The sequence below is a fragment of the Flavobacterium hydrocarbonoxydans genome (genome assembly GCF_009789235.1).
GTDB classification, from domain to species: domain Bacteria; phylum Bacteroidota; class Bacteroidia; order Flavobacteriales; family Flavobacteriaceae; genus Flavobacterium; species Flavobacterium hydrocarbonoxydans.
In genome coordinates, this window is sequence record NZ_WSTB01000005.1 from 102,446 (window position 1) to 119,648 (window position 17,203).

A 17,203-nucleotide genomic window follows, 5' to 3' on the forward strand; every position below is an offset into this window, starting at 1 on the left:
TATGAAAAAAATATTCCCAGTATATGTAAGAGTACCGCTGATTTTCTTCATCGTTTTTGGATTGATGGAATATTTTATTGATTCTGGTAGCCAGCCCGCTTTTGTAAAATACCCAATGGTTTTGGTTTTTTTAGCAGTGTTTCTCTTTATTTTGATTGCTATCGAAATTACATTGAGTGCCGTAAACAGGGTTTTGTACCAATTAATGTCACCCGAAGAAAAAGCAAAAGTAGAGCTTGAAGATAGTTTGAGTTTAAAAGAAAGTACCTGGTATAAAAACCTGATGCAAAAACTAACAAAAACACAACCTATCGAAAAAGAAGGTGAGTTATTGCTGGATCATGATTATGACGGAATTAAAGAACTGGATAATAATTTACCGCCTTGGTGGGTGTATTTATTTTATATCGGAATCGTTTTTGGTGTAATTTATTTTGCTCGTTATGAGGTTTTTGGAGGAGATGATCAGGAAACCGAATTAAAAAAAGAAATGGCTCAGGCTAAAATAGATGTAGAAGAATACCTGAAAACCGCTCCTGATCTGATGGATGAAAAATCGGTAGTGTTGCTTACGGATGCACCAAGTTTAGAAGCAGGGAAAACCATTTTTAACGAAAATTGCGCCGCTTGTCACAGAGCAGATGGAGGGGGGCAAATTGGCCCTAACTTAACAGATAATAAATGGATTTTAGGTGGTGGAATTAAAAATTTATTTCACACGGTAACCAATGGAGGACGTGACGGAAAAGGAATGATTGCCTGGAAAGGGACTCTGAAGCCAAAAGAAATTCAGAAAGTATCAAGTTATATTTTGTCTTTGCAAGGCAGTAATCCGAAAGACCCAAAAGAGGCTGAAGGAGAAGTTTGGATAGACGAAAGCATACCTAAAAAAGGAAGTGTGGTAGCTAAAGTAACAGATAGTACAGAAGTAAAAAAATAAAAATCATGTCTAATTTACCTGATGACGCTTTTAGAGATACCATTGGTACCATTGACGAAAGTGGTAATCGAAAATTTATTTTTCCCAAAAAACCTTCTGGTAAGTTTTATGAATACCGAAAAATTGTCAGCTACGTTTTATTGGCTATTTTAATCGCCAATCCGTTTATAAAAATCAACGGCAACCAGTTTATGATGTTCAATATTTTAGAGCGTCGTTTCAATATTTTTGGATTTCCGTTCTGGCCGCAGGATTTTTATCTTTTCGTGATTTCGATGATTGTTGGGGTGGTATTCGTTGTCTTGTTTACGGTTATTTTCGGAAGAATTTTTTGTGGATGGATTTGCCCCCAGACTATTTTTCTTGAAATGGTGTTCAGAAGAATCGAATATTGGATTGATGGTGATCGTGGCGCACAATCGCGATTGGCCAGACAAGAATGGAACGCAGAAAAAATCCGAAAAAGATTGATGAAATGGACCGTTTTTTTTCTGATTTCTTTTGGCATAGCCAATGTATTCCTTGCGTATTTAGTAGGGAGCGACGAACTTTTTTTGATGGTCGAACAAGGACCAATAGCGCAATCCGGTAATTTCATTGCTTTATTGATTTTTACAGCGGTTTTTTACTTCGTCTTTGTGTGGTTTCGCGAGCAGGTGTGTATTATTGCCTGCCCTTACGGAAGATTGCAAGGCGTACTTTTAGACAATAAATCCATTAATGTCGCTTACGATTTTGTACGCGGTGAGAAAGAAGCTGGCCGGGCAAAATTTAATAAACAAGAAGACAGAAGTGCTGCCGGAAAAGGGGATTGTATCGATTGTCATCAATGTGTGCACGTTTGCCCGATGGGAATCGATATCAGAAACGGAACACAATTAGAATGTACCAATTGTACCGCTTGTATCGATGAATGTGATACGATTATGGAAACGGTTGGTTTACCAAAAGGACTTATCCGATACGCATCTGAGGATGAAATCGAGAAAAAAGCACCTTTTAAGTTTACCGCCAGAATGAAAGGTTATACGGCAGTTTTATTGATTTTGATTGGTGTTTTTGTTGGAATGCTATTTTTAAGAAATGACGTTCAGGCTATTATTTTACGTTTGCCAGGACAGCTTTTTCAGCACAAAGGCGAGAAAATAAGCAATGTTTACACCTACAAAATTGTCAATAAAACCATGAAAGATTACGATAATATTCATTTTGAACTAATTGATCAAAAAGGAGAAATCAAAAATGTAGGCAAAAAGTATTTTAAAATTAAAAAAGAAGCAATTTCGCAAGGAACTCTTTTTATAGAAATTGATCAGGCACTTTTAGAAAGTGATAAAACAAAAGTAAAAATTGGAGTTTTTGAGGGGAAAAAATTGCTTGAGACTACGACAACAAACTTTTTAGGACCACGAAGTTTTAATTAAAAAAGATACAAATGAAAATCAATTGGGGAACCGGAATTGTCATTGCCTTTGGGCTTTTTATGACGTTTATTTTATATTTTGTTTTCGAAGTACAATCAAATAGTAAATACGATAACGATTTGGTTGTCGAGGAATATTATAAACACGATTCGCATTTTCAGGAAGAAATGGCGCGGATACAAAACGCTCATAATTTAAAAGAAAAACCATCAATTGTATATAATAAAGAAGGCGTTAAAATTGTTTTTCCAGCTTCTTTCGAAAGTGAAAATATAAAAGGAAATGTACAAATGTATCGTGCCTCAAACAAAAAGTTTGATTTTGATACCCAACTAGCTTTAATAAATTCAGTTTTGGTTATTCCTCAAAAAAAGCTCATAAAAGGACAATGGGATGTTAAAATGGAATGGCAATACGAAGGGAAAAAATACCTTTCGAAAGAAGTTATTTATGTAGATTAAAAGCAGTTTTTAAATCCAATTAATCTGTGGTGAAAAAATAAAAAAAATGTTGTATTCGGCTTTTATATTTGGACTTATTAGTAGTTTTCATTGCATCGGGATGTGCGGTCCTATTGCAATGATGCTTCCTGTTGACCGCCAGAACGAAACTAAAAAAGCAACACAAATCATAACCTATCATATAGGCCGGTTAACCGCTTATGCTACTATAGGTTTGGTTTTTGGATTATTAGGACGTGGATTTTTTTTGGCAGGAATGCAGCAAAATATGTCTGTTTTTATCGGGGTATTCATGGTTTTGATTGTTTTAATTCCCGAAAAAACTTTCGCAAAATATAATTTTTCAAAACCAGTTTACAGATTGATTTCCAGAATCAAATCAAGTTTAGGAAGTCAGTTTAAAAATAAAACCTACCAATCCTTTTTTACTATTGGTTTATTGAATGGTTTTTTGCCTTGCGGAATGATTTATGTTGCCTTGTTTGGAGCTATTGCCATGCAGAGTGCGAGTTTAGGCGTTTTATACATGGTTTTATTCGGTATCGGGACTTTGCCTTTGATGACCGCTGTAGTATATCTTAATTCGCTTATAAAAGTACCTTTTCGGAATAAAATTCAAAAGGTAATTCCATACTTCGCTCTTATAATTGGCGTTTTATTTATTCTCCGGGGATTAGGTTTAGGTATTCCGTATGTATCGCCTTCCCATGTAAGTTTGTTTGTGCAAAACAGTCCCAATTGTTATTAAAATTCATTTAAACCGTCATCGAAAACAAATTAGTTTGGGGTGATTTTCTCTTTAAATGCAAATCAAATGCCATGCAAATGTTGCGTATAAAAGGTTTTCCAGCTTCGGTAATTTTCAATGTAGTACCCTCAAAAACAATCAAATTATCGTTTTCCATTTCTTTCAGACTGGCGATTACTTCTGGAATTTCTTCAAAATAATTTTCAGAATTGTTCCAGGAAGTTTCAAATTGACAAGTCAGATTCAGAATATGTTTTCGAATTATTAAATCTTCTTTAGTCAAAATATGACCTTTAGAAACGGGTAATTTCCCCCATTCTAATAACTGATAGTAATCTTCTAAATTCTTGGTGTTTTGTGCAAAACTGTACCAGCTATCGCTTATAGAAGATACGCCCAAACCAATCATCAGTTGAGTTTTGGAGGCACTGTAGCCCATAAAATTGCGATGTAAATTATGGTTTACTGAAGCTTCAAACAGCTCATCAGATTTTAAGGCAAAATGATCCATACCAATTTCGTGATACCCATTTTTAGACAATAATGTTTTACCTATTTCGTATAATTTCCTTTTTTCATCATCTTTAGGAAGACTGCTTTCATCATAACCTCTTTGGCCATTTCCCTTGATCCACGGTACATGAGCGTAACTGTAAAAAGCCAGGCGATCTGGTTTTAGAGAATTTGTTTTTTCGATAGTATCCACAACATCTTCAGTGGTTTGAAATGGTAAACCAAAAATAATATCGTGACCAATTGAAGTGTAGCCAATTTCTTTGGCCCAAAAAGTAACTTTGGCCACATTATGAAAAGGCTGAATTCTATGAATCGCTTTTTGCACTTTCTCGCTATAATCCTGAACGCCAAAACTCACTCGGCGAAAGCCTAAATCATACAATTTTTGAAGTTGCTCGTAGGTTGTGTTGTTCGGATGCCCTTCAAAACTAAATTCATAATTTTCAGCTTTATTAGCATAACTAAAAAGGCCATTTATGAGGTGTTCTAAGTTGTTTTTAGAGAAAAAAGTGGGTGTTCCGCCGCCCAAATGTATTTCTTTTATTAGAGGTCTTTCGGGTAATAACTGGCAATACAGGCTCCATTCTTTCAATAATGCTTTGATGTAAAATTCTTCTACCGAATGATTTTTGGTAATGCGTTTGTTGCAGCCGCAAAAAGTGCACATGCTTTCGCAAAAGGGTAAATGAATGTATAGACTAATTCCGCTTTCAGCATTGCTTTCTGAGAATGATTTCTGAAGTGAGGCTATCCATTTCGAAGCATCAAAATCATTTTCATCCCAATAAGGAACTGTTGGATAACTAGTATATCTTGGCCCTGGAACATTGTATTTTTGTATTAAAGAAACAGTCATAAAAGTAGTTTAAGATATTCAAAAATAGACTGTTTAAAGCATGATCTAAATGATATTTATCATATAAATCCAAAAAAAAAGAGACCCAATAATGAGCCTCTTTTTTTGAATTAAATAACTAACACTAAATAGAATCCTGAATGATTTTGAGCCACTTTTTGGCAAATTGATGATCCTGATAAACACTAATTTGTTTAATACGATCATCATCAAAATCATAAAACGGCACTATATTTTTTCTTTGGGTTTCTCTATCCAGAAACTCAAAATCAATTTTTATAATCGTATCTGAATTTCCGTCAAATGTCAAACTCAGTTTGCAGGAACTTACGGTTTTCAAATCTACAAACGTAGCTTCTTGTTGGTTTGGATTGAAATTCATCAAAATAAACTTTCTGTTTTTTTGATCAATAGTCAGTACTTTTTTGTTGATCGATTCGGTTTGATCAAAATGAAAATGATTTAAAGGGTTGAATCTATTTTTTATATTTTGAATTTTGGCTTTATTAACAGCATTTGTTCGTGCAGAAAAATACAAGGGAACGGCTACGATGAGTGCAATCACCAGTCCTATAATAGTTACAGATGTATCCATATTGTTATAATTAAATGAAATGAAATGAAATAATAAACAGTTTACCAATTTGCAAACGGTTTTAGATTTGAAGAAGATATTCTTCGGCTTAATTTCAGTTATTTAATTACCAGAAAAAATGAAAAGGGTAGAGTAGTATAGATACTTTTTTACTCTGATTAAAGCATTGATTGACAAAGTTATTAGCAGATTTTACTGCTTGAAAATGAGGGAGTTCAGTTAATAACGAATCAAACCATTTTACGATTGCAAAATGAGTCGTTTTTTGTGTAGCTGCGAAATGATAAGTAGCTTCGGGCTGTATAAAAGCCAGAGCATCGTTTTGATCTGTTGAAAAGGAATTCTCTGTTTTTTGCTCGTCATTTTTTTCAATAGTTACCTGATCTGCCTGAAAAGCAAACAAGGTTACAATTAATAAGGTGACCAAAAAAAGGGTTTTACGAATCCAGTTCATACGGCGAATTTAATTCATAAAACAGAATTATCTAAACTTATGATGCTAAATATGTCTTAAAATAAAACTATTGCTGCATTTTGAAGTAGTAATCAGCAGAATGTTTTCCGCTTCCGTAAAATAAGAAAAACACACATAATAAAAGCACTACTACGGCTAAAATTAAACTTTCGGAATGCATTTGTCCCATAAAATTAACGAGAACAGCACCAAAAAGAATGGGTAACTGAGCCGCAATTGCCCAACGTGTTAATAATCCGAAAACAATCATGATTCCTCCAATCATGTGGGCTGGAGCGATATAATGCAAAAGAAACATTCCGCCGCCAAATTGGTCTATTGGAGAAATTAAATCATGTAGGTACTGAATATTGGTTACAAAAGAAATACCTTTCATAAACAAAAAAACACCCAATACAATACGTACTAAATCAACAGGTAAATAAGTGTGCGAATTTGCCCATTTATTCAAGCTTTTTACATTTTCCATGGCACTACGTGATTAAAAGTTAGATACTAAGTTACTAATTTTTAATGGAATATGTATTTTTAAGTGTCTGAAAATAAGTTTTTTACTTTTTATTTAACGTATTTTAAGAATTTATTAAATGCTAAACCTGAATTACACCTAAATTAAATGGTTTTGTGATAGGAGCGTGGTTCGCAGCTTCAATCCCCATAGAAATCCAGGTTCTGGTGTCCAGAGGGTCAATAATAGCATCTGTCCACAATCTTGAAGCAGCATAATAAGGTGAAGTCTGCTCGTCATAACGGGCTTTTATTTTAGAAAATAATTCAGCTTCGGTAGCTTCGTCAACGATTTCTCCTTTTGCTTTAAGCGAAGAAGCTTCAATTTGTGCCAAAACTTTTGCAGCCTGAGTGCCGCCCATAACGGCAAGTTCTGCACTTGGCCACGCAAAAATCAATCTTGGGTCAAAAGCTTTTCCACACATGGCGTAATTTCCGGCACCATAGGAGTTACCTACGATTACAGTAAATTTTGGCACAACCGAATTACTTACGGCATTTACCATTTTGGCACCATCTTTAATGATTCCGCCATGCTCAGATTTTGAACCAACCATGAAACCAGTTACGTCCTGTAAAAACACTAAAGGGATTTTTTTCTGGTTACAATTCGCAATAAAACGAGTGGCTTTATCAGCAGAATCAGAGTAAATCACACCACCAAACTGCATTTCGCCTTTTTTGGTTTTGACTACTTTTCGTTGATTGGCTACAATTCCAACAGCCCAACCGTCAATTCGGGCGTAACCCGTTATAATGGTTTGTCCGTAACCATCTTTATAAGCTTCAAACTCCGAATTATCAACCAAGCGATTGATGATTTCCATCATATCGTATTGTTCGTTTCTCGCTTTTGGCAGTATTCCGTAGATAGCTGCCGGTTCTAATTTAGGTTTTTCAGCTTTGATTCGGCTATAGCCAGCTTTATCAAAATCGCCTATTTTGTCAACAATATTTTTTATTTTGTCAAGCGCATCCGCATCGTCTTTGGCTTTATAATCGGTAACTCCAGAGATTTCGCAATGCGTTGTAGCTCCTCCTAAGGTTTCATTATCAATGCTTTCGCCTATAGCGGCTTTAACCAAATAACTTCCGGCAAGGAAAATACTTCCTGTTTTATCAACAATCAAAGCTTCATCGCTCATGATGGGCAAATAAGCTCCACCTGCCACACAACTGCCCATTACGGCTGCAATTTGAGTAATTCCCATACTGCTCATTTGGGCATTATTTCTGAAGATACGTCCAAAATGTTCTTTGTCAGGGAAAATTTCGTCTTGCAAAGGCAAATAAACACCCGCGCTATCTACCAAATAAATAATGGGTAATCTGTTTTCGATGGCAATTTCCTGTGCTCTTAAATTCTTTTTTCCTGTAATAGGGAACCAGGCTCCCGCTTTTACAGTCGCATCATTGGCAACAACAATACATTGTTTACCTTTTATATAGCCTATTTTGATCACGACTCCGCCTGATGGGCAGCCACCATGTTCGGCGTACATTCCTTCTCCAACAAAACCTCCAATTTCTATACTTTTTGCATTTTCATCCAATAAATAATCAATACGTTCACGAGCAGTCATTTTGCCTTCGGCATGTAATTTTTGAATACGTTTTTCACCACCGCCCAGTTTTACTTTGGCAAATTTTTGTTTTAATTCAGAAAGTAGTAATTTATTGTGATCTTCGTTTTTATTGAAGTTTAAATCCATAAGATATTGATGTTTTTACAAAATAGTGTTCGCTAATTTACAAAATCAATTGAAACCCACATAATAAAATATTTTCTTCGCTATGAAATAAAAACAGGGGTTTGTATTTTGGTTTTGAATGTTTTTTGAAGGAAGAGATACTTGTACTTTTTTTTGCGTTTCCATAAAAGTTTGTGTTGTGTTTCAAAATCATGAATTGCCTCCAGCTTTAGCTGGAGGTTTTTTAATGGATTAGTAGTTGGCTTTAGCCAAAAAGAACTACAATTTTGGCTAAAGCCTTTTTTACTATTACAATTTAGTTCCTCCAGCTAAAGCAGGAGGCAATTTAGTTTACTACAATTTGGCAATATGCAGATAAACTTATGTTAAGTTAAAAAAGCTTGTAAATTCGTTAACGAGCTTCGTAAGTTCGTTAGTAAGCGTGGTAAAGTCGTTGGCGAGCGCCGTAAGTTTGTTGGTTACCTTCGTAACTTCGTTAGTAAGCGTCGTAACTTCGTTGACTAGAGTCGTAAAGTTGTTGGCGAGCGTCGTAAGTTTGTTGATAAGCACGTTAAGTTCGTTAACGAGCATGGCAAAGTTGTTACTAAGCATCGGAAGTTTGTGAACAGCCTTTGTAAACTTGTGAATGAGCGTAGTAACTGAAAAACTCGTCTGGACGCCAAATTTGACGTACTTGACGTCAAATTTGACGTCTCTGATGTCAAACTTGACGTCCTCGATGTCAAACTTGACGTCCTTGATGTCAAATTTGACGTTCCTGATGTCAAATTTGACGTGGCGGACGCCAAATTTGACGTGGCTGACGTCAAATTTGGGGCAATGCAAGAATATTGGAACGTTACAGAGGTTGGACAAGATTTTATGTAAACTCAAAATGAGTTTTAGAGAAAGTAACCGCGTTTTTTTAAATGATACAATTGGTATTTGGATTGTAAGCAAAAAAAAACAGAAGCGAACTTCTGTTTTTATATTTTATAGATAATGATAAATTTATTTTTTAGAATCGCAAACCATTCTTTTTAGTATAGCCCATTGTTTCAAAGCATCACGAGCTTCAACAGCTGGATATCCTAACATGGTTTTTCCGGCTCCAACATCTCCGGTTACACCAGAACCAGCACCTACAATGGCGCCATCACCAATAGTTGTATGATCTTTTATTGAAGCGCTTCCGCCAATGATAACACCATTTCCTAACGTGACAGAACCTGCTAAACCGCTATTTCCTGCCATGATACAAAATTTTCCAAGTTTACTGTTATGACCTATCTGAACCAGATTATCAATTTTACAGCCATCACCTAAAACAGTAGAACTGAATTTTCCGCGATCTACACAAGTGTTGGCACCAATTTCAACACCATTTCCGATGATTACATTTCCAATTTGCGGAATTTTTACCAATCCTTTTTCTTTGCAAGGACGAAATCCAAAACCATCAGCACCAATAGTTGCATTGGGGTGAATGATACAATCATTCCCAATATGACAACGCTCACGAATAACAGTTCCGGACCAGATAACCGTGTTTTTTCCAATAGTAGATTCGTCCAGAATAGTTACATTCGGGTAGATCGTGGTGTTTGCACCAATGGTTACGTTTGGTCCAACATAACAACCTGCACCAATGCGGGCACCTTCGCCAATAATGGCAGTTTCGTCGATAGTGGCAGTTTTATGAATGCTGGAATGAAAAACAGGTGTAGGTGGAGCAAAAAGTGTTAAAATTTGAGACATGGCCAAATCGGCATTTTTAACTTTAATAAAGGCACGATTTTCTCCTGGTTCTATAGAAATATCCTCATTAACAACTGCAACTGAGGCTTTTGAGGCTGACCAGAATTTCTCGTATTTTTTATTTCCGATAAAAGAAATTTCAGAAGTTGTCGCTTTATCCAGTTGTTCTGTAGCTGTAATTTGGTACGAAGTAGAACCGAAAATCTCGCCTTTTATTACTTCGTTAATTTCTTGAATTGAATAGGATTTCATTAAATTTTAAAATTAATTTTAGGTATATTTTTTGCCAAATAAAATCAATTAGTTTTGAATTACCTAATATTATTTTTTAGTTTTTTAAGGAGTGTTTAGAATAATAGTTTAAATATTACAATTTTAACATTAATTATACTAATTTCTTGTGGTATTTATGATTTTTGTTAAAAGTAAATCTTTGATTTGCATAAAAAAAGTGATTACCATTTTAATGAATGGCAATCACTTTTATATGTTAAAAATGTAATTTTTAATAGATTACGTTTTATTCCTTTATCTTAGAAAGCGATATCGCATTGATGCAATAACGCAAACCAGAAGGTTCTGGACCATCAGGAAAAACATGTCCTAAATGGGCATCGCAGGTGTTGCAGACAACTTCTACACGAATCATTCCGTACGATTTGTCGGCATAGTAGGCAATAGCGTTTTCCTTCAATGGTTGTGTAAAAGAAGGCCAGCCTGTTCCTGATTCAAACTTTTCGCTTGCATCAAAAAGCAAAGTACCACAGCATTTACACTCGTATAGTCCCGGTTCGAACAAACTGCACAGCTCAGAACTAAAGGATCTTTCGGTTCCTTTTAAGCGTGTTACCTGAAATTCTTCAGGAGTTAAAATTTCTTTCCACTCGTTTTCTGATTTTTCGACTCTTTTGTCTGGAACCGGATTTCCTTTATTGGTAAAATGAATTACGTTCGCCCATTTAATCATAATAGTAGTTTTAAATGAAAATTATTTAATTTACCATTAAGATAGTAAGTTTCATTAAGAAGCAAAGCCTTAATTTTTCTTAATATCTTAATGGTTTAAAGAGAAATTTTAAATGTTTTTAAAAATGTTATTCCTCTTCTTTTTGTCCCATCATCATCAGGAAAGCCTTTAGGAAACCATCGATATTACCATTCATAACGCCATCGACATCACTGGTTTCGTGTCCGGTTCGAACGTCTTTTACTAATTTATAAGGCTGCATTACGTAATTACGAATTTGCGAACCCCATTCGATTTTCATCTTTCCGGCTTCGATATCCGCACGTTGTGCCTGTTGTTTTTTTAGTTCGATTTCGTACAACTGCGAACGTAACATTTGCATGGCACGCTGTCTGTTGTCCTGCTGCGAACGCGTTTCAGAGCACTGTATCTGGATTCCGGTAGGTTTGTGTACCAATTGTACTTTGGTTTCAACCTTATTTACGTTTTGCCCTCCGGCACCGCTTGAGCGCGAAGTAGTAATTTCAATATCGGCAGGATTAATGTCAATTTCGATACTATCATCAACCAAAGGATACACATAAACAGATACAAACGAAGTATGGCGTTTGGCATTACTGTCAAAAGGTGAAATCCTTACCAGACGATGTACACCGTTTTCGCCTTTTAGATAACCAAAAGAATAGTCGCCTTCAAACTCTAAAGTAACGGTTTTGATCCCCGCAACCTCACCTTCCTGAAAGTTCAGTTCTTTTATTTTATAGCCGTAACTTTCGCCCCACATCATGTACATACGCATTAGCATTCCTGCCCAGTCGCAGCTTTCTGTTCCGCCTGCACCTGCTGTGATTTGTACAACGGCACTTAAACTGTCACCTTCATCAGAAAGCATATTTTTGAATTCGATGTTCTCAATATGTGTCTGCGTTGTGTTGTAATGCTCGTCTAATTCTTCGGCTGTAAGCTCTCCCTCTTTGTAAAAATCATAAGCCAGTTGCAATTCGTCCGTAAGTTCGATGGCTTTGTCGTAATCTTCAATCCATTTTTTCTTGTTCCGAAGGTTTTTTACAATGATTTCTGCTTCTTTTGCGTTGTTCCAGAAATCTGGCGCAAAGGTTTTTTCTTCTTCGTTAGCAATTTCGATTAGTTTGGCATCGACGTCAAAGATACCTCCTCAACGCACCAAGGCGCTCCACAATACCTTTTATCTGTTCGGCTGTTGTCATAAATTAATAGTAGTTTTATATGTTTCTGGCAAATATTACGTTATTTTGTTTTTCCTGTAATTCACAAGTTAAAATTTACTAAACTTGCTCCCGAATTACATCTGGTAATACGTAATTTTGTTGTACAAAAATAAGATATAGTTTTTAGAATATGGAAATAAATTTAATTAGCGATACCATCACTAAACCTACCTACGAAATGTTGCAGTATATGTTTAACGCTCAGGTGGGTGACGACGTCTATAAACAAGATCCTACTGTAATAGAATTAGAAACCAGGGTGGCGGAGTTTTTTGGAATGGAGGCTGGGCTTTTTTTTCCGTCTGGAACTATGGCAAATCAGGCAGCAATTAAACTGCATACACAACCGGGAGAACAACTCATTGCGGATAAATATGCTCATGTATATCATTATGAAGGTGGAGGAGTTTCTTTTAACAGCGGTGTTTCCTGCTGTTTGCTGGATGGAAATCGCGGAATGATCAATGCAGCTCAGGTAGCAGCTGCCATTAATGATCCTGAGTTTTATCACAGTCCATTAACGAGTTTGGTTTGTGTCGAAAATACGACCAATAAAGGCGGTGGCGCTTGTTATGAATTAGAAGATTTAAAAGAAATAAAGAAAGTTTGCGATGCCAATAATCTGAAATTCCACATGGATGGTGCCCGAATTTGGAACGCATTGGTTACCAAAAGACAAAACCCTAAAGAGTTTGGCGCTATTTTCGACACGATTTCAGTTTGTTTATCCAAAGGATTAGGCGCGCCAATTGGTTCTGTATTACTCGGGAGCAAAGCAGATATTCACAGAGCGTTGAGAATCAGGAAAATATTAGGAGGAGGAATGCGTCAGGTAGGTTATTTGGCAGCTGCCGGATTATACGCTCTGGCAAATAATATCGAAAGATTAGCCGAAGATCACCGCAGAGCCAAAGAAATTGCAGCTGTATTAAGTACAAAACCATGGGTAGCTTCAATAGAGCCTGTTGAAACTAATATTTTGATTTTTTCGTTAGCCGAAGGGTATAGCGACCAGCTTTTGATGGAAAAACTGAAGCAGAAGAACATTTCAATCAGCTCAATGGGACACGGAAAACTAAGAATTGTAACCCATCTTGATTATAGAGAAGTCATGCATACGTATGTTTTGGAGACGCTTTCGAAGTTCTAAGAAAAAGTTATGAGTTTTGAGTTATGGGTTATGAGTTTAAAAAAAAACTTATAACCCATTTTCTTTAAAAAGTATTAATTTATGTGAATTTCAGAAGTTAAAGATTAAAAATTATGGTTACAGAAAGTAAAACCCATAACTCAAAACTCATAACCCATAACAGAGATTATTTAAAAAGATTATCCATTCCTGGAATCATTGGCATATCCATTTTGGCAACAGCGTCAAGTTCGGCTTCGTTTACGCTTGTAGCTTTTTCGATGGCTTTGTTTAGGGTTACAATCAAATAATCCTCAAGTTGTTCTTTGTCTTCCAGTAAAGAATCATCAATAGAAATAGATTTTACTTTTCTGTTGGCTGTCAACGTAACTTTTAGCAAACCATCTGCACTTTGTTCGTCAATTAATACTGTATCTAAGCGCTTTTTTGTATCTTCAATTTTTTGTTGGGTTTCTTTAAGTTTACCCATCATTCCCATTAAATCCATTTTCGTTTATTTTAAATTATTTTATGCAAAATTAGCACATTGTATATTGATAACAAGATAATATTTTATGAAAAATTTAATCCTCTTCTATTCTCTTTGTGTTATTTTTGCTACTTCTTATATAAAAACAAATGCTCAATCAATGCAAAACAATATAACTGCTCCAAAAGCCAAAATAATACCTAAAAACCTTAAAAAACACAAAGAAACCAGAGTTGACAACTATTTTTGGTTAAATGACAGAGAAAATCCTGAGGTTATTGAGTATCTCAATCAGGAAAATGAATATTACAAAAGCATGACTTCGCATACAAAAGAACTTCAGGATAATTTGTATGAAGAAATGAAAGCCAGAATCAAAGAAGATGATTCATCGGTTCCTTATTTTTATAATGGTTATTGGTACATCACACGATTTGAAACCGGCCAGGATTATCCCATTTTTTCCCGAAAAAAAGAAAGTCTTTCAGCAGATGAGGAAATTTTATTCAATTGTAATGAAATGGCCAAAGGACACGCTTACTTCAAATTAGGAGGTCTGAGCATAAGTCCGGATAACAAATTTGCCAGTTTTGGACTTGATTTGGTAGGAAGAAGAATTTATACCATTCAATTCAAAAACCTTGAAACAGGCGAAATTTTAGCCGATAAAATCGAAAATGCCACAGGAGGCTCCGTTTGGGCGAACGACAATAAAACTGTTTTTTATACCAAACAGGATCAGGTAACCTTACGTGCTGATAAGATTTTCAGACATAAATTAAATACCGATTCTGCAACTGATGTTTTAGTATTTAATGAAACCGATGATACTTTTAATGTATCGATAAGCAAAGAAAAATCAAGAAAATATATTGTTATAGGTTCAGGAAGCACGCTAACGACTGAATATAGAATCCTGAACTCAGATACTCCAGATGGTGAATTTGTTGTTTTTCAGCCTCGTGTGCGTGGTTTAGAGTATAGTATTTCACATTACGAAGATTCATTTTACATCTTAACAAATAAAGATAAGGCTACCAATTTTAAATTGATGAAAACGCCTGAAAACAAAACAGGTAAAAAAAACTGGACAGATGTTATTCCGCATCGTGAAGATGTCTTGCTTGAAGATATCGAAATTTTCAGAAACTATCTGGTTGTGGAAGAGCGTTCGAACGGTCTGAATCACATCCGAATCATGCCTTGGAACGAAGAACCAGATTATTATTTGCCTTTTGGAAGTGAAACCTATAGTGCATACACTACAACCAATATTGATTTTGATACAGATGTTTTGCGATACAGTTACCAGTCTTTGGCGACTCCTTCGTCTATAATCGATTTTAATATGAAAACCAAAACCAAAGAAATCTTAAAAGAACAACAGGTTTTAGGAGGCAAATTTGACAAAGAAAATTATATCGAAGAACGCGTTTGGGCTACTGCCAGATATGGTGCAAAGGTGCCAATTTCGATGATTTACAAAAAAGGATTAAATAAAAATGGTAAAAACCCGTTGTTGCTTTACGCTTATGGTTCTTATGGAGTAACGATGGATGCCTATTTTTCGTCAACAAGACTTTCTTTATTAGATAGAGGTTTTGTCTATGCAATCGCCCATATCAGAGGAGGTGAAGACTTGGGAAGACAATGGTACGAAGACGGAAAACTGTTAAAAAAGAAAAATACCTTTACAGATTTCATTGATTGCTCTAAATTTGTAATTAATGAGAACTACACCTCGGCAGAACATTTATATGCTGAAGGCGGTTCTGCAGGAGGATTATTGATGGGAGTTATCATAAATGAAGCTCCTGAATTATACAACGGTGTTATTGCACAGGTGCCTTTTGTAGATGTTATCACGACAATGTTAGACGATAGTATTCCCTTAACAACAGGAGAATATGATGAATGGGGAAACCCAAATAATAAAAAATATTATGATTATATGTTATCCTATTCGCCTTATGATAATATAAAAGCCCAAAATTACCCTAACATGTACGTTTCAACAGGTTTACATGATTCTCAGGTTCAATATTGGGAACCTGCCAAATGGGTAGCCAAATTAAGAAATTTAAAAACTAATAATAATTTATTATTTTTAGACACTAACATGGATGCCGGACATGGCGGGGCTTCAGGACGTTTTGAGGCTTTAAAAGACTTAGCAAAAGAATTTAGTTTTTTATTAGATTTAGAAAAAATTAAAAGCTAATTAGATTTTTTTTGTTAAATTTGCAACCTATCGAGGTTAATTTAAAAATACCTTTGATTAACTATTTTTTTATGAAAGAAGAAATAAATGCTTATAATAATGTTTTAGAGTTAATAGGTAACACACCACTTATTAAGCTAAATAAAATCACCGAAGAGTTAGAAGGAAATTTCTACGCAAAGGTAGAAGCTTTTAATCCAGGACACTCGTCAAAAGATAGAATAGCATTATATATCATCGAAGAAGCCGAAAAAAGAGGGATTTTATCTCCAGGCGATACCATAATCGAAACAACATCTGGTAACACAGGTTTTAGTTTGGCGATGGTGAGCATTATAAAAGGCTACAACTGCATTTTGGCAGTAAGTTCAAAATCCTCAAAAGACAAAATTGATATGTTGCGCAGTTTGGGAGCAAAAGTTTATGTTTGCCCTGCGCATGTTTCTGCAGACGACGAAAGGTCTTACTATAATGTAGCAAAACGTTTACACGAAGAAACAAAAGGTTCGGTTTATATCAATCAATATTTTAACCAATTGAATATTGATGCCCATTATAATACTACAGGTCCTGAAATCTGGGAACAAACCAAAGGACAAATTACACACCTTGTTGCTTGTAGCGGAACAGGAGGAACTATCTCCGGGACGGCTAAATTCTTAAAAGAGCAAAATCCAAATATTAGAATTCTGGGAGTAGATGCTTTTGGTTCGGTATTAAAAAAATACCATGAAACGAAAGAATTTGACAGTAAAGAAATTTACCCATATAGAATTGAAGGTTTAGGTAAAAACCTAATTCCGTCAGCAACCGATTTTGATATTATCGACAAGTTCATAAAAGTTACAGATGAAGAAAGTGCTCATTCAGCTCGCGAAATCACGCGTAAAGAAGGATTATTTGTAGGTTATACTTCTGGAGCCGTTATGCAGGCTATCAAACAATATGCTGAAGAAGGTGAGTTTACTAAAGACAGTAATATTATTGCTATTTTTCCAGATCATGGCTCACGTTATATGAGCAAAGTATTCAGTGATGACTGGATGAATGAACAAGGTTTCTTTGATAGTGTGAACGAAGAAGAAGTTCAAAAAATAGAATTTGTAAAATAAAACAATAAAACATTAATATATAGAAGCTCCATTTGTTATCGCAAATGGAGTTTTTTTTTGATTTTA

Annotated in this window: 17 protein-coding genes; 7 read left to right on the forward strand and 10 right to left on the reverse strand. The window is 35.3% G+C overall.

The features are described 5' to 3' along the window. The first annotated feature begins 1 nt into the window (after position 1). From GON26_RS10555 to GON26_RS10570, 4 genes are read left to right on the forward strand one after another with little or no spacing between them, the layout of a single operon-like run. Positions 2 to 940: a cbb3-type cytochrome c oxidase N-terminal domain-containing protein gene (locus tag GON26_RS10555; RefSeq protein ID WP_160374780.1), complete on the forward strand. Its 939-nt coding sequence runs from the start codon at positions 2 to 4 to the stop codon at positions 938 to 940. Positions 941 to 945: 5 nt separating this feature from the next. Continuing rightward, on the forward strand, positions 946 to 2,364 hold the full coding sequence (ccoG, locus tag GON26_RS10560; protein WP_160374781.1) for a cytochrome c oxidase accessory protein CcoG: 1,419 nt from the start codon (positions 946 to 948) through the stop codon (positions 2,362 to 2,364). A gap of 11 nt (positions 2,365 to 2,375) precedes the next feature. After that, entirely contained in the window at positions 2,376 to 2,825 is a 450-nt protein-coding gene (locus tag GON26_RS10565; protein WP_160374782.1) for a FixH family protein, read from the forward strand. A gap of 46 nt (positions 2,826 to 2,871) precedes the next feature. Beyond that, entirely contained in the window at positions 2,872 to 3,573 is a 702-nt protein-coding gene (locus tag GON26_RS10570) for a sulfite exporter TauE/SafE family protein (protein ID WP_160374783.1), read from the forward strand. 7 nt (positions 3,574 to 3,580) lie between these two features. Here the strand turns inward: GON26_RS10570 and hemN are convergent, their stop codons facing one another. From hemN to prfB, 9 genes are all read right to left on the reverse strand, one after another. Beyond that, on the reverse strand, positions 3,581 to 4,945 hold the full coding sequence (gene hemN, locus GON26_RS10575) for an oxygen-independent coproporphyrinogen III oxidase (RefSeq protein WP_160374784.1): 1,365 nt from the start codon (positions 4,943 to 4,945) through the stop codon (positions 3,581 to 3,583). 124 nt (positions 4,946 to 5,069) lie between these two features. Beyond that, positions 5,070 to 5,540 carry a hypothetical protein gene (locus tag GON26_RS10580; RefSeq protein ID WP_160374785.1) on the reverse strand — a complete coding sequence of 157 codons (471 nt, stop codon included), beginning with the start codon at positions 5,538 to 5,540 and terminating at the stop codon, positions 5,070 to 5,072. Between the two features lie 106 nt (positions 5,541 to 5,646). Then, positions 5,647 to 5,994, reverse strand: a complete 348-nt coding sequence (locus GON26_RS10585) for a hypothetical protein (RefSeq protein WP_160374786.1) — start codon at positions 5,992 to 5,994, stop codon at positions 5,647 to 5,649. A 67-nt stretch (positions 5,995 to 6,061) separates the two neighbouring features. Beyond that, positions 6,062 to 6,484 carry a DoxX family protein gene (locus GON26_RS10590; protein WP_160374787.1) on the reverse strand — a complete coding sequence of 141 codons (423 nt, stop codon included), beginning with the start codon at positions 6,482 to 6,484 and terminating at the stop codon, positions 6,062 to 6,064. Positions 6,485 to 6,605: 121 nt separating this feature from the next. Further along, the gene (locus tag GON26_RS10595; RefSeq protein WP_160374788.1) at positions 6,606 to 8,234 is read right to left on the reverse strand and encodes an acyl-CoA carboxylase subunit beta; all 1,629 of its coding nucleotides are present in this window, start codon (positions 8,232 to 8,234) and stop codon (positions 6,606 to 6,608) included. 360 nt (positions 8,235 to 8,594) lie between these two features. Further along, complete coding sequence (locus GON26_RS10600) at positions 8,595 to 8,825, reverse strand: hypothetical protein (RefSeq protein ID WP_160374789.1); 231 nt, start codon at positions 8,823 to 8,825, stop codon at positions 8,595 to 8,597. Positions 8,826 to 9,224: 399 nt separating this feature from the next. Beyond that, on the reverse strand, positions 9,225 to 10,223 hold the full coding sequence (gene lpxD / locus GON26_RS10605) for a UDP-3-O-(3-hydroxymyristoyl)glucosamine N-acyltransferase (RefSeq protein ID WP_160374790.1): 999 nt from the start codon (positions 10,221 to 10,223) through the stop codon (positions 9,225 to 9,227). Positions 10,224 to 10,491: 268 nt separating this feature from the next. Further along, entirely contained in the window at positions 10,492 to 10,938 is a 447-nt protein-coding gene (gene msrB / locus GON26_RS10610) for a peptide-methionine (R)-S-oxide reductase MsrB (RefSeq protein WP_160374791.1), read from the reverse strand. A gap of 127 nt (positions 10,939 to 11,065) precedes the next feature. Further along, positions 11,066 to 12,164 (reverse strand): peptide chain release factor 2 gene (gene prfB, locus GON26_RS10615; protein ID WP_160374792.1). Its coding sequence is split into 2 segments (ribosomal slippage): positions 11,066 to 12,100 and positions 12,102 to 12,164, totalling 1,098 coding nucleotides; the frame shifts between segments, so codons are not numbered across the junction. Between the two features lie 151 nt (positions 12,165 to 12,315). Here prfB and GON26_RS10620 point away from each other — a divergent pair. Continuing rightward, on the forward strand, positions 12,316 to 13,335 hold the full coding sequence (locus GON26_RS10620) for a threonine aldolase family protein (protein WP_160374793.1): 1,020 nt from the start codon (positions 12,316 to 12,318) through the stop codon (positions 13,333 to 13,335). A 166-nt stretch (positions 13,336 to 13,501) separates the two neighbouring features. Here the strand turns inward: GON26_RS10620 and GON26_RS10625 are convergent, their stop codons facing one another. Next, positions 13,502 to 13,822 (reverse strand): YbaB/EbfC family nucleoid-associated protein, encoded by a 321-nt coding sequence (locus GON26_RS10625; RefSeq protein ID WP_160374794.1) that lies wholly within the window; start codon positions 13,820 to 13,822, stop codon positions 13,502 to 13,504. Positions 13,823 to 13,889: 67 nt separating this feature from the next. Here GON26_RS10625 and GON26_RS10630 point away from each other — a divergent pair, with 67 nt between their 5' ends. Together GON26_RS10630 and GON26_RS10635 are read left to right on the forward strand one after the other, a co-directional pair. Further along, positions 13,890 to 16,025: a S9 family peptidase gene (locus GON26_RS10630; RefSeq protein ID WP_160374795.1), complete on the forward strand. Its 2,136-nt coding sequence runs from the start codon at positions 13,890 to 13,892 to the stop codon at positions 16,023 to 16,025. Between the two features lie 71 nt (positions 16,026 to 16,096). Further along, the gene (locus tag GON26_RS10635; protein WP_160374796.1) at positions 16,097 to 17,137 is read left to right on the forward strand and encodes a PLP-dependent cysteine synthase family protein; all 1,041 of its coding nucleotides are present in this window, start codon (positions 16,097 to 16,099) and stop codon (positions 17,135 to 17,137) included. The last annotated feature ends 66 nt before the right edge of the window (positions 17,138 to 17,203 follow it).

Bases quoted from the DNA above. Each gene is read 5' to 3' on its own strand.
- GON26_RS10625 (WP_160374794.1), bottom strand. From the start codon at position 13,822: ATGGATTTAATGGGAATGATGGGTAAACTTAAAGAAACCCAACAAAAA.
- GON26_RS10555 (WP_160374780.1), top strand. From the start codon at position 2: ATGAAAAAAATATTCCCAGTATATGTAAGAGTACCGCTGATTTTCTTC.
- GON26_RS10565 (WP_160374782.1), top strand. From the start codon at position 2,376: ATGAAAATCAATTGGGGAACCGGAATTGTCATTGCCTTTGGGCTTTTT.
- msrB (WP_160374791.1), bottom strand. From the start codon at position 10,938: ATGATTAAATGGGCGAACGTAATTCATTTTACCAATAAAGGAAATCCG.
- GON26_RS10600 (WP_160374789.1), bottom strand. From the start codon at position 8,825: ATGCTTAGTAACAACTTTGCCATGCTCGTTAACGAACTTAACGTGCTT.
- ccoG (WP_160374781.1), top strand. From the start codon at position 946: ATGTCTAATTTACCTGATGACGCTTTTAGAGATACCATTGGTACCATT.
- GON26_RS10590 (WP_160374787.1), bottom strand. From the start codon at position 6,484: ATGGAAAATGTAAAAAGCTTGAATAAATGGGCAAATTCGCACACTTAT.
- GON26_RS10595 (WP_160374788.1), bottom strand. From the start codon at position 8,234: ATGGATTTAAACTTCAATAAAAACGAAGATCACAATAAATTACTACTT.
- GON26_RS10570 (WP_160374783.1), top strand. From the start codon at position 2,872: ATGTTGTATTCGGCTTTTATATTTGGACTTATTAGTAGTTTTCATTGC.
- GON26_RS10630 (WP_160374795.1), top strand. From the start codon at position 13,890: ATGAAAAATTTAATCCTCTTCTATTCTCTTTGTGTTATTTTTGCTACT.
- hemN (WP_160374784.1), bottom strand. From the start codon at position 4,945: ATGACTGTTTCTTTAATACAAAAATACAATGTTCCAGGGCCAAGATAT.
- GON26_RS10585 (WP_160374786.1), bottom strand. From the start codon at position 5,994: ATGAACTGGATTCGTAAAACCCTTTTTTTGGTCACCTTATTAATTGTA.
- GON26_RS10635 (WP_160374796.1), top strand. From the start codon at position 16,097: ATGAAAGAAGAAATAAATGCTTATAATAATGTTTTAGAGTTAATAGGT.
- GON26_RS10580 (WP_160374785.1), bottom strand. From the start codon at position 5,540: ATGGATACATCTGTAACTATTATAGGACTGGTGATTGCACTCATCGTA.
- GON26_RS10620 (WP_160374793.1), top strand. From the start codon at position 12,316: ATGGAAATAAATTTAATTAGCGATACCATCACTAAACCTACCTACGAA.
- lpxD (WP_160374790.1), bottom strand. From the start codon at position 10,223: ATGAAATCCTATTCAATTCAAGAAATTAACGAAGTAATAAAAGGCGAG.